Source organism: Clostridium paraputrificum, from assembly GCF_900447045.1.
Lineage (GTDB): Bacteria > Bacillota > Clostridia > Clostridiales > Clostridiaceae > Clostridium > Clostridium paraputrificum.
In genome coordinates, this window is record NZ_UAWH01000005.1 from 14,125 (window position 1) to 26,743 (window position 12,619).

Sequence of the window (12,619 nt, forward strand, 5' to 3'; positions counted from 1 at the left end):
CCACTCTCTTTTAATTATATTGTTACTATAAAGTTACATTCAAATTTTCCGTTAACTTCTAGAGATATAACTCCCTCTTTATCCTTGAATTCACCTTCAAAGTCAGTAAAGTCGGCATGACCATACCAAGGTTCGATACATACAAAAGGAGCACCTGTTGCAGGAGCCCATAGACCAAGGTCAGGAAATCCAGTAAAGTCTAAAGATAAAGATTTAGTACCTTTTTTTGATTCTATAGATATTTGATTTGATTTCAAGTTGTTAAAAACTAGAGCATCATTTTTAAATAATTCCTTAGATAAAGAAATTATATTTGAGTTATCTAAGAAATCTTCTGTTTCTCCAGTAAATAATCCATGAGAGTTTAATAACCTAATAGGAGCATTCTCTTTTTCGTTAAATTTAAAGTAATAATCATTTAATGAAAGTCCTTCTTCTATAGGGCACATAAATGCTGGGTGAGATCCTATAGAGAAAAGAATATTTTTATCATCTAAATTGTTAACTGTATAAGTTACTTTAACTCCATTATCTAATAAAGTATAAGTTATTTGTAAAGAGAACTTAAATGGATAGACTTTTAATGTATCATCTGAGTATACTAATTCAAAAGTTATTGATTCTTTATTTTGAGTTAGTAGATTAAACTCAGATATTCTAGCTAGACCATGTTGAGGTAACTCATAAGTTTTTCCATCAACTCTGTACTTAAGATCTTTAACCTTACCGACTATAGGAAATAGTATAGGAGCATGATACTTCCAATATTCTGGATTACCATTCCATAAGTATTCAGTATTATCTTTTTTGCTTTTTAAAGAATGGATTTCTCCACCATAAGTGCTTGCTACTATGCTTATATTAGAATTTTCTAATGTATAAATCACAAAAATACCACCTTTCAGTTAGTTAGAATTATTAAAATTGTTAATATAATACATGAAAATTATACTATAGTACATACAAGAATAAAACAGGTATATAAATTTTAAACTATGTGATAAAATTATAATGATAATAATGGACTAATCTTGGGAGAGTATAGAGAAATGCTCTCCTAATTTATTTGTAAATACATAATTACTTCTTGAAGTGAGAACATAAGATATAGAAAGTATTAATAGAATAAAATAAAAGAATTGAAATGGTGAGATTATGAAAAAAGAAAAGTATACTATGTCAAAGATGGATTTGTTTATACATTTAATAGTTAAGTCAAAAAGAGATGATATATTTTCTTTAGCATCACAATTAGCATACTATTTGGTATTATCCTTTTTTCCTTTTTTGATTTTTTTAATTACTTTAATAGGGTTTATAAAACCAAATCCAGAGCAAGTATTATATGGCATAAGTGTGTTACTTCCTACAAGTGTATTTGAACTTATTCAATCTACTGTTAGTGAAATAATAAGTTCACAAAATGCAGGATTATTAGGGGTATCAGTTTTGTTAACAATTTGGACAGCTTCTTCTGGTTTTAGGGCAGTTATAAAAGGAATAAACAAGGCATATAACCTAAATGATAAAAGATCATATATAACAAGATCTGTTATATCTTATTTAAGTACAATAGTTCTTGCGATTACAATTATATTAACCTTAACATTATTGGTTTTTGGTAAAATAATAGGAGATTATTTAGTTGCATTATTACCACTAAATGGGTTAATGGCTTTTATATGGAATATAGTTAGATATGGAGTAATATTAGTAGTACTAATATTAGTCTTTGCAACTATATATAGGTATACTCCATGTAAGAGAGTTCCCTGGAAAAATACTATTCCAGGAGCCGTGTTTAGTACATTTGGATGGATAATATTTTCTCTAGTATTTTCATTTTACATTAATAACTTTGGAAACTATTCACGATTATACGGGGGATTAGCAGCAGTCTTTATATTAATGATATGGTTATTTTTAATGGCTATAATATTTATTTTAGGAGTAGAAATTAATTCTGTATTGGAAAAGGGTAGAAAAAATAATTAAGAAGCTACAATTTAGTAGTTTCTTTTTTTGTTTTTTTAGGAGGCTACTATCTTAGTTAATATTTTGATGGTTTTAACATATTTAACATATAAGTTTATTTTTTTTTCAGTAATGGTAGAATGCTAAAAAATATTGACACAAGATGAATATTAGTGGAATTAGTTGTCAAGTATTATAAAAGAAAATATTCAGGAGGTGTTAGTATGAATAAAATAGTATTATTAGGGAGACTTATAAGAGATCCTGAACTAAGAGAATTAGAAAACGGAGATAAGTCATTTACAAAATTCATTATAGCAGTAGATAGAAATTTTAAGTCTGCTGACGGCACAAGAAAAGCTGATTTGATTCCAGTTACAGTATGGGGAAAAAAGGCTGAGGTTATATGTAAGTATATGAAAAAGGGAAGTTATATTAGCCTAAGTGGAAGATTAAGAACTGGTAGTTATGAGGATAGAGACGGTAATAAGAAGTACCTTGCTGAGGTAGTAGCAGAAGATTTTAAATTTGTTGGGGGTAGGCGTACAGAAGAAAATAATATGGATCATGCCACAGGAGAATAAGAAAGTTTAAATATAGTTGAATAACTTATGAAATATGGTATACTTATAATATGTGTGGTAACGTATACAAAATCAACTATGGTAGGGTAAGGAAAGAAGAGCTTTTTTGCTCTTCTTTCTTTTTATACAAAATATATATTAAAATTTATTATTTATTTAATATTTAGTGGGTAAATAACTTTTTTTCGACAATATGTATTAATTAATTGGATAAAAAAGAGGTTACACTTGTTAATAGTAATAGAAGAAGCAAGTAAAAAGGTGTTTTATGTAAATAAATATATAATTGTTTTTTTATTAGGACTTCATGGTTTGACAATATTCTAACAATTGTTATGATAACATCTACTTAACAATAATAATTGTTTTAAGACTTAGGAGGTAATATATATGGTATTAGAAAAACTTATAATTACAAGATCAATAAACGATATAGAAATGAAGTATACTTATAGTCTTACTAAGGAAAGCCTTAATAATGTACAAGCATATGGAATAAAGGTTGAGAGAGTAGATATAAAAGATGGAGCTATTATTAATAGAGTAGAAGATGGAGTTAAGTATATATCAACTCAACGTCATAAAGTTAAAGGTTTACTTAATTTGCTTTATAAAAATGAAGTATCTCCAATACATTTAATAGATATTATAGGTGAGTATGTTGATAAATGGGTAGGGGATTTTGAAGAATCTAAAAAGATGGTTAATATGCTTTAATAATAGTAAAATATTGATTGGAGGTGGCAAATGATTAGAGGTGTAGGAACAGATATAGTCCAAGTAGGTAGAATAGGGACAGCAATTAAACGAACTCCTATGTTTTTAGAAAAGGTTTTTACTGAAGAGGAAAGAAAGTATTTTAAAAGTAGGAACAACAATTTAGAAACTATTGCAGGAAATTTTGCTGCTAAAGAAGCTATTAGTAAGGCAATGGGAACTGGAATAAGGGGATTTGGATTGTTAGATATAGAAATATTAAGGAGTGAGATGGGACAACCTATTGTAAATATAAGTGATAAAGTAAAAGAATTTATTTCTATTAAAGAAGATTATTCAATACATGTATCTATATCTCATACAAATGAGAATGCAATTGCTTTTGCTATCTGGGAGGAGATGACATAATTAATGTATGTGGTATCAAGGCAGACAGCTAAGTTAATTGACGAATATACTATAAATACTATTGGAATCCCTAGTATAGTTCTTATGGAGAACGCAGGAGAAAAGATTTTTGAATCAATAAAATCCAAGGGAGATAAATATATTATATTTTGTGGTGTAGGTAATAATGGTGGCGATGGATTAGTAATAGCAAGAAAGCTTTTTTTATTAGGTAAGGGTGTAAAAATTGTTGTTGTAAATTGTGGTACAAAAAAAAGTCTGGAATTTGTTACAAATATTAATATTATAAAAAAGTTAAATATAGAAATAAAAGAAATTAATAAGGACAGTGATTTTGATAAAGAGCTTATAGATGATATAAAAAATTCAGATATTGTTTTAGATTCTATACTTGGTATAGGATTAAATAGAATAATTGAGGGCGTTATTTATAAGGTTATAGAATCAATAAATACATATTCTAAATATGTTATTTCTGTAGATATTCCTTCTGGAATAGATAGTAATTCTGGAGAGGTATTAGGAATAGCAATAAAGGCTAATGAAACTTATACTATAGAAAATATAAAAAAAGGTTTTGTTAGATATGATGCTTTTGAATATTTAGGGAAAGTAAAAGTTGTATATATAGGAATTCCTAACTTCGTAAAAGAAAAGTTTAATGAGAAAGTTTCGTTTTTACATAAGTATGAATATAAAAAAATGATTCCCATAAGAAAGGTTTGGGGACATAAAGGAGATTACGGAAAAGTTCTATTGATAGGAGGTAGTCCAGGTTATTCAGGAGCAGCGTATATTTGTACTGAAGCTGTTGTAAGAAGCGGAGCTGGATTAGTTTCACTTTTGACAGACTTAAATACACAACAAGTATTATCAAATAAATTAATTGAAGCAATGACTGTTAATTATGAAGAGCAAGGCCGAATTAAAAATTTACTTAAAACTTGTAATGTTATTGCATGTGGCCCAGGATTAGGTGTAAGTGATGATAAGTATGATATTTTAAAGAGATGCATAAAGGAAACTGAGATTCCTATAATATTAGATGCTGATGCTTTAAATATACTTGACAATCATAAAGAGTTACTATCTTTTGTGAAAAATAGAGCAGTAATAACACCTCACTTTGGAGAGTTTAGTAGGTTATCTGGGTATAGTATAGAAGAAATAAAAAAGGATAGGGTAAATTTAGCAAAAAGCTATGCTCTGCAACATGATGTTATAGTTGTATTGAAGGGGTATAATACAATAATTACAAATGGTGATGACGTTGTAATTAATTATACTGGTAATAGTAAGATGGCATCTGGAGGTATGGGAGATTGCCTTACTGGAATAATAGCATCTTTTATAGGTCAAGGTATGAATAGATTTAAAGCGTCTATATTAGCTTGTTACATACACGGCTTAGCTGGAGATAAACTTAGTAAGGATAAATATAGTATTTCTGCTACAGATATAATAGAAGAACTACCTAAAATAATAGAAGAAGCAGTCATTAGTTAGAATATTTTCTCTAAGGTTTTAATAATAGTATTAGTGAATAATTAACTTTGGAGGCAATATGAAGAGTGAAAAGAACTTATTGAACAAAATTAAAGAGAGAAAAGTCTTGTTATTACTATTATTACTTATTCCTTTTATATCTATAATAGCTATTATTGGGTTTAGGCATAATTATGCACCAACCAATGAAGAAATTATAGAATATATTAAAAAGTCTAAGGCTTATACATCTAAAGCTGAATACAAGATAAAAAATTCAAAAGGTGAATACAAAGAGGATACCAATATATATTACTGCAAGGATGTTGGCATGAGAATTGAATTTGGACAAGATAGAATTAAAATTTATAAAGATGGTTATATAAGTATGCAAGATAAGGGTGGAAAGTATGAATTAGAAAAGGACTTTGATTCCCTATATCCTTTGTCTTTTGTTAGTAATCTTTTATGTGGAGATATAGAGGAAATTAATGAAGGAGCTGAAGAGTGGGGAGATATACAGTACTTAGAGATAAAAGTTAATTTGTCTAATATAAATGATCATATGACATCGGCTAAAATTTATATAAATAAAGAAGATAAGACTCCTATAGTAACTAAAATTTATGATAAAGATGGGAAAAGTAGAGTAGATATAGTTTATAAAGAGTTCAATTACTTAAAAGAAATAGACAAAAATTTATTTTAAACAACAATATAAGTATATAATTAACAGAAAAGTATAAAAATATGATTTTATCTTTGACAATATGACATAAACTGAAATATAATTTTAGTATACATAGAATCCTTAGCTAAGGAGGCCGAATTATGTCGTTTGAGTCAATAGATAATGATATTTTAAAAAAAGATAAGAAACATAAAAATAATAGTAAATTATTTGATGAGAATTTAATAGTATATATTAATGAGGTTGATTCCTCACAAATGTTAGAAGTTATGAAGAGAGGATATATAGAAATGTCACAGATTAACTTAGAATTAGCTGAAGAGTGTGTTGACGAAATAAGTGATTATGAGACATGGCTTTGCGGAGTGTGATTTTTCAAATGACGACTATGTTAGTAAAAAGAGGGGATATATTCTACGCTGACTTAAGTCCTGTAATAGGATCAGAACAGGGTGGAATAAGACCAGTAATCATTATGCAAAATGATATTGGTAATAGATATAGCCCAACTGTTATTGTTGCTGCTATTACATCACAAATTAATAAAGCTAAGCTTCCTACACATGTAGAAATATCTTCTGAAGAATATGGTTTAAATAGAGATTCAGTTGTTTTACTTGAACAAATTAGAACATTAGATAAGAGAAGATTAAAAGAGAAAATAGGACATATGACAGATAGTGATATGGAAAAAGTAAATAAAGCTTTATTAATTAGTTTAAGTTTAGATTAAACAAAAAGGTATTGAAGGATAATCTTCAGTACCTTTTATTATGTTGTAAAACAGAAAATATAGTATTATTTAAGGATAAAAGAAAACATATTAATTAAATAGTATATACTAAATGCTTGCTTAGATACGAAAAAGTTAACATAAATGATTAAATAGAATAGCAAAAGATTAAAAAGTGTGTTACAATAATCTTAATTAAATAGGGAAAAATAAAGTCTATAATTATTTTAAATTTTCTAGGAGGACGTATCATGAAAAAAAACAAAGAGGAATTAATCCAAATTTCTAAGCAAATTAGAAAAGACATAGTAGAAATGTTAACAGAATCAGCATCAGGTCATCCAGGTGGTTCACTTTCAGCAGCAGATATAGTTACTACACTATTTTTTAATGAACTAAATATTAATCCTGAAAATCCGAAGGATGAAAATAGAGATAGATTTGTTTTATCAAAAGGTCATGCAGCTCCAGTACTATATAGTGCATTAGCAAGAAGAGGATTCTTTGATCCTAAAGAATTAATGACATTAAGAAAGATTGGTTCAGATCTACAAGGGCATCCTAACATGAATGATCTACCAGGAATAGATATGTCAACTGGTTCATTAGGTCAAGGTATTTCAGCAGCAGTAGGAATGGCTTTAGCAGGTAAAGTAGATAAAAAAGACTATAGAGTATATGCATTACTTGGAGATGGAGAATTAGAAGAAGGTCAAGTGTGGGAAGCTAGTATGTGTGCAGCTCATTATAACTTAGACAATTTAACTATATTTATAGATTTTAATGGATTACAAATAGATGGAGATATAACTAAGGTTATGAGTCCATGTCCAATAGATAAGAAATTTGAAGCTTTTGGTTGGAACGTATTAGTTATAGATGGACATAACTATGATGAAATTTTAGGTGCTATAGAAAAAGCAAAAAACCATAAAGGTGAGCCAACAGCAATAATTTGTAACACAGTTAAAGGAAAGGGAGTTTCATTTATGGAAAATGAGGCTTCATGGCATGGAACAGCTCCAAGCAAGGAACAATGTGAAGTAGCAGTTAAGGAATTAGGAGGAGAAATATAATGAGTAAGAAGATTGCAACTAGAGAAGCTTATGGTAAAGCATTAGCAGCATTAGCTAATACAAATGAGAACGTAGTAGTATTAGATGCAGACCTTTCAAAGTCAACAAAGACTGCAGATTTTAAGGTAGTAGCTCCTGAAAGATTCTTTAATATGGGAATAGCAGAAGGAAACATGATGGGAGTTGCAGCAGGACTTTCAACTTGTGGTAAGGTACCTTTTGTAAGTACTTTTGCAATGTTTGCAGCAGGAAGAGCTTTTGAACAAATAAGAAACTCAATATGTTATCCTAAATTAAATGTAAAGGTATGTGCAACTCATGCTGGTTTAACAGTTGGAGAAGATGGAGCATCTCACCAAGCTATTGAAGATATATCTTTAATGAGAAGTGTACCTAATATGGTAGTTATAAATCCAGCAGACGATATAGAAACAGAAGCTGCAATAAAGGCAGTTGCAGAAATGGAAGGACCTTGCTATGTAAGACTTGGTAGAATGGCAGTTTCAAGAGTTAATGATGAAACAAACTATAACTTTGTAATAGGTAAGGGAATAACTTTAGCTGAAGGAAATGATGTAGCAATAATAGCAACAGGAATAATGGTTGAAGCTGCATTAGAAGCAAAAGAAGAATTAGCTAAAGAAGGAATAAATGCAAGGGTTATTAACATACATACTATTAAGCCGATAGATGAAGAATTAATAATAAAAGCTGCAAAGGAAACTGGAGTTATAGTGACAGCTGAAGAGCATAGTATAATAGGTGGACTAGGATCAGCAGTAGCAGAAGTTGTTTCAGAAAAGTGTCCAGTACCTGTTTTAAGAGTTGGTGTTAAGGATACATTTGGGGAAAGTGGAAAGCCAAATGAGTTATTAGAAAAGTACGGATTAACTTCAAAAGATATAGTTAATAAAGTAAAAAAAGCTTTAGAATTAAAAAAATAGATTAGTAGATAATAAAAAGAACACCGAAAGGTGTTCTTTTTGTTATATAGGGATATTATTAATCTGTCAGAGGAATTATAATTATATTAGTAATTATAGTTGGAGGAGGATAATATGAGTAAAAAATTACTTAGGGAGTACGGTCTAATAACATTAGGAATAATACTTGTAGCTATTTCTGTAGAATACTTTTTTGCGCCTAATAATCTTGCAGCGGGTGGTGTGACTGGTTTAGCAATAGTAGTCAACAACTATATACCAGTAATAAGTGTGGGAAGTATAACTTTGATAGTAAATATAGTTCTCTTTGCTGTAGCATTTATGGTTATAGGTGGGAATTTTGGTGGTAAAACTATATATGCAAGTTTAGGATTATCAGTAATTATGTGGATAATAGAAGAATATTTTTCGCCATATGCAATAACACAGGATTTAATTATTGCAACTATATTCGGAACGATTATATCTGCTTTTGGTATGGCAATAGTTTTTAACAATAATTCTTCGACAGGAGGAACAGATATATTAGCAAAAATATTAAATAAATTTTTTCATTTAAATATAGGCACTAGCTTGTTAATAGTAGATATATTAATAACTTTTGGTGCAGCAGTAACTTTTGGATTAGATATAGGATTTTACTCTATGCTCAGTGTTATAATTCTTGGAATAGCAGTAGATAATTTTATAGATGGATTTAATGCTAGTAAAGAAGTTATGATAATGAGTGATAAAGTAGAGGAGATTAGCAAATTTATATTGGAAGAACTATATAGAGGATGTACTTATTTAAAGGGTGAGGGAGCTTATACAGGTCAAGAACTTAAGGTTATATATTCTGTATTATCAAGATCGGATTTTATAAAGTTAAAGATGTTAATTAAGGATATAGATCCCAAAGCGTTTATAACAGTTAGAGCATCCCATGAAGTTTTAGGAGAAGGATTCAAGGATATGGAAGAAATTTAATGACAAATAAAATCATATTTCTATTTTATTAATGTAAAAAAAAATATATAATAAAGGAATATAGGGGAATAATGTATCCTACCATAGGTGTATGCTATAATAGCATTGTAAGATGGACAGGTATTTTAACGAAAAATATCTTAATATACTAAGGAGTGTTAGAATGATTGAATTTAAGAATATTTCAAAACTTTATAATAATAATGTAAAAGCTCTTTCAGATGTTAGCATAAATATTGAATCGGGGGAATTCGTTTTCTTGGTTGGACCGTCTGGAGCTGGTAAATCAACTTTTATAAAAATGATATTAAAAGAAGTTGAACCTACATCAGGAAAGGTAGTGGTTAATAATACAGACCTTTCAAAGTTGGCAAGAAATGATGTGCCATACTTTAGAAGAAAGATAGGAATGGTATTTCAAGACTTTAGATTAATTCCCAATCTAAATGTATATGAGAATGTAGCCTTTGCTATGAAAGTTGTTGAAGCCACACCAAAAGAAATTAGAAGAAGAGTACCAATGGTATTATCTCTTGTAGGGCTTTCTCATAAGTATAAGATGTTCCCAAATGAACTTTCAGGAGGAGAACAACAAAGAGTTTCATTAGCAAGAGCTATAGTAAATAATCCATCGTTATTAATTGCAGATGAACCTACTGGAAACCTTGATCCAGAAACTGCAAAAGAAATAATGGATTTATTAGATGATATAAATAAAGCTGGAACTACAATCTTAATGGCCACTCACGCTAAAGATATAGTTGATACTATGAAGAAGAGAGTTATCGCTATTGAAGGTGGAGAAATAGCAAGAGATGAAAAGAGAGGTATGTACGAAGATGAAAATTAATACAGTTAATTATTTTATTAGTGATGCATTTAAAAGTTTAAGAAGGAATAAAACTATAAGTCTTGCTTCAGTTATTACTGTTTTAATTACTTTCTCAGTATTAGGGATTTTTACTTTAGTAGCTAAAAATGCTAATTTGGCCATAGGTGGAGTAGAGTCGAAGATAGAGTTAAAAGTTTACTTATTAGATGATGTAAAGTTAATTGATCAAAGAGAAATAGAAGTAAAGTTAAGAGAACAAGATGGTGTTAAAGAAATAGAATATGAGTCAAGAGAACAAGCTTTGAAAAATTTCGAAGATATGATGAAAGATACCCCAGGTTTATTAGAGGGATATACACTAAAAAATAATCCATTACCAGCTTCTTATATAGTAAGACTTACAGACCCTAGTTATGCAGAAGCTATAAGTGAAGCGGTTCAGGATCTTCCTGGTGTTGAGAGTATAGGAAATCAACAAGATGTTATAAATCAAATACATAGTATTGTTAAGGTGGTAAGAGTTGTTGGTATAGTATTATTTATAATTTTAATAGGAGTATCAATATTCTTAATTATGAACACTACAAAGCTAACAGTTTATTCAAGAAGAAGAGAAGTTGGAATAATGAAATTTGTAGGTGCTACAGATTGGTTTATAAGATGGCCATTTATAATCGAAGGAATGGTTATTGGATTATTAGGAGCAATACTATCTGTAATAGGTGTATACTTTATATATAGATTTGGTGTTGGTATTATTGCAAATAATATACTTATGGTTAGTTTAATTAATCCTACATATGTGTTAACAATGTTATCATGGCAGTTTGCCTTAGGAGGAATTGCTGTTGGTGGAATTGCAAGTTACATAGCATTAAGGAAATTCTTGGTAGTATAAATATAAATATTAAGAATAAAATATTTACTATGGGAAAAGGTATTTTGGAATTGAAAGGAAGTTGTTTGGATGTACCAGTCTAGTAAAAATAATAAAATGAAAAAGATTATAAAACCATTGGCGATTATATTATCAATATTAGTAGCATTTTTTGTGGGAAATTATATTACTAGATATGGAATAGTTATAGGTAAAGATGGTTCTAAATATGGAACTTTATTAAAATATGCAGATGATGTAGAACAATTTAAGGGCTTATATGAAGTAAAAGAAGATTTAGAGAAGCTATATGTTGGAGACATAGATCAAGAAAAGCTAGTTGATGGAGCTATTAAGGGAATGACAAGTTCCCTTAATGATCCATATACAGTGTTTATGAATAAAGAAGAATATGATAGGTTTATGCAATCCAATTCAGGAGAGTTTAAAGGTATTGGAGTATATGTAAAGCTTGAGGATGATAAAGTGGTTGTTGATTCAACTATTTCTGGAGGTCCTGCCGAAAAAGTAGGAATTAAAGGTGGAGATGTAATTCTTAAGGTTGATGGTGAAGAGGTTGGAAGTGACCAAAGTAAAGCCGTTGCACTAATAACAGGTGCTGAAAATTCTCAAGTAAATATTATAGTAGGAAGAAAAGATACAGAGTTAGAGTTTAATGTAACTAGAGAAACTATAAAAACTGTTTCAGTAAAGAACGAAATGTTAGAAAATAATATAGGATATATTAATCTTTCTACTTTCAATAAAGATGTTTCAATTGATTTTGTTAACGCTTTAGAAGAACTTAAAGGAAAAGGAATGAAAGGGTTAATATTAGATCTTAGAGGAAATGGTGGAGGCTATCTAGTAGAAGCAATAAATATTGCATCACAATTTATTCCTAAGGGTGAAGTTATTACTTATAGAATTGATAAATATGAAAGTAAGGAAATAAGTAAATCTGAGGGAGGAGTTGCAATAGGATTGCCTCTTGTGATATTAACAGACGGAGGTACAGCAAGTGCATCTGAAGTCGTTACAGGTGCTTTAAAGGACTATAATGCAGCTGTAACTGTTGGAACCACTACATTTGGGAAAGGGGTAGTTCAACTTCCTTTTGAACTTAAAAGTGGCATAGGTGGCTTAAAGGTAACTGTTTCTAAGTATTACACTCCAAAGGGAGAAGATATAAATAAAAAAGGGATTATACCTGATTATGAAGTTAAGTTAACTGAAGAAGATGTTAATAAAGATTATAGTAAAGATACAGATCCTCAATTACAAAAGGGCATTGAAGTGATAAAAGACATGATAAAATAGGAGGAGCAA

General features: G+C 29.3%; 15 protein-coding genes. 14 read left to right on the forward strand and 1 reads right to left on the reverse strand.

Annotated elements, in window-relative coordinates; translation table 11 throughout:
• Positions 1 to 14: 14 nt before the first annotated feature.
• The gene (locus DR024_RS00190; protein WP_111917954.1) at positions 15 to 887 is read right to left on the reverse strand and encodes an aldose 1-epimerase family protein; all 873 of its coding nucleotides are present in this window, start codon (positions 885 to 887) and stop codon (positions 15 to 17) included.
• A 268-nt stretch (positions 888 to 1,155) separates the two neighbouring features.
• On the opposite strand from DR024_RS00190, the gene DR024_RS00195 reads away from it, so the two are divergent.
• From DR024_RS00195 to DR024_RS00260, 14 genes are all read left to right on the forward strand, one after another.
• Positions 1,156 to 1,995, forward strand: a complete 840-nt coding sequence (locus DR024_RS00195) for a YihY/virulence factor BrkB family protein (protein ID WP_065254617.1) — start codon at positions 1,156 to 1,158, stop codon at positions 1,993 to 1,995.
• A 203-nt stretch (positions 1,996 to 2,198) separates the two neighbouring features.
• Positions 2,199 to 2,558 (forward strand): single-stranded DNA-binding protein, encoded by a 360-nt coding sequence (locus DR024_RS00200; protein WP_027099163.1) that lies wholly within the window; start codon positions 2,199 to 2,201, stop codon positions 2,556 to 2,558.
• A 390-nt stretch (positions 2,559 to 2,948) separates the two neighbouring features.
• Positions 2,949 to 3,275 carry a DUF6514 family protein gene (locus DR024_RS00205; protein ID WP_027099164.1) on the forward strand — a complete coding sequence of 109 codons (327 nt, stop codon included), beginning with the start codon at positions 2,949 to 2,951 and terminating at the stop codon, positions 3,273 to 3,275.
• 30 nt (positions 3,276 to 3,305) lie between these two features.
• A complete protein-coding gene (gene acpS / locus DR024_RS00210) occupies positions 3,306 to 3,683 on the forward strand; it encodes a holo-ACP synthase (RefSeq protein ID WP_065254616.1) in 378 nt (125 codons plus the stop codon).
• Positions 3,684 to 3,686: 3 nt separating this feature from the next.
• Entirely contained in the window at positions 3,687 to 5,189 is a 1,503-nt protein-coding gene (locus tag DR024_RS00215; RefSeq protein WP_055185294.1) for an NAD(P)H-hydrate dehydratase, read from the forward strand.
• A gap of 58 nt (positions 5,190 to 5,247) precedes the next feature.
• Complete coding sequence (locus DR024_RS00220) at positions 5,248 to 5,877, forward strand: germination lipoprotein GerS-related protein (RefSeq protein ID WP_027099167.1); 630 nt, start codon at positions 5,248 to 5,250, stop codon at positions 5,875 to 5,877.
• A 122-nt stretch (positions 5,878 to 5,999) separates the two neighbouring features.
• Positions 6,000 to 6,230, forward strand: coding sequence for a hypothetical protein (locus DR024_RS00225; protein ID WP_027099168.1), 231 nt, complete (start codon positions 6,000 to 6,002; stop codon positions 6,228 to 6,230).
• An 8-nt stretch (positions 6,231 to 6,238) separates the two neighbouring features.
• Positions 6,239 to 6,592, forward strand: a complete 354-nt coding sequence (locus tag DR024_RS00230; protein WP_027099169.1) for a type II toxin-antitoxin system PemK/MazF family toxin — start codon at positions 6,239 to 6,241, stop codon at positions 6,590 to 6,592.
• 251 nt (positions 6,593 to 6,843) lie between these two features.
• The gene (locus tag DR024_RS00235) at positions 6,844 to 7,668 is read left to right on the forward strand and encodes a transketolase (protein ID WP_055184866.1); all 825 of its coding nucleotides are present in this window, start codon (positions 6,844 to 6,846) and stop codon (positions 7,666 to 7,668) included.
• Positions 7,668 to 8,612, forward strand: a complete 945-nt coding sequence (locus DR024_RS00240) for a transketolase family protein (protein WP_055184863.1) — start codon at positions 7,668 to 7,670, stop codon at positions 8,610 to 8,612. The genes DR024_RS00235 and DR024_RS00240 overlap by 1 nt, the downstream gene beginning before the upstream one ends.
• A gap of 114 nt (positions 8,613 to 8,726) precedes the next feature.
• The gene (locus tag DR024_RS00245) at positions 8,727 to 9,581 is read left to right on the forward strand and encodes a YitT family protein (RefSeq protein ID WP_055254543.1); all 855 of its coding nucleotides are present in this window, start codon (positions 8,727 to 8,729) and stop codon (positions 9,579 to 9,581) included.
• Positions 9,582 to 9,744: 163 nt separating this feature from the next.
• Positions 9,745 to 10,431, forward strand: coding sequence for a cell division ATP-binding protein FtsE (gene ftsE / locus DR024_RS00250; RefSeq protein ID WP_027097274.1), 687 nt, complete (start codon positions 9,745 to 9,747; stop codon positions 10,429 to 10,431).
• On the forward strand, positions 10,421 to 11,311 hold the full coding sequence (gene ftsX / locus DR024_RS00255) for a permease-like cell division protein FtsX (protein ID WP_027097273.1): 891 nt from the start codon (positions 10,421 to 10,423) through the stop codon (positions 11,309 to 11,311). The genes ftsE and ftsX overlap by 11 nt, the downstream gene beginning before the upstream one ends.
• Before the next feature lie 96 nt (positions 11,312 to 11,407).
• Complete coding sequence (locus DR024_RS00260) at positions 11,408 to 12,610, forward strand: S41 family peptidase (RefSeq protein WP_242829695.1); 1,203 nt, start codon at positions 11,408 to 11,410, stop codon at positions 12,608 to 12,610.
• The last annotated feature ends 9 nt before the right edge of the window (positions 12,611 to 12,619 follow it).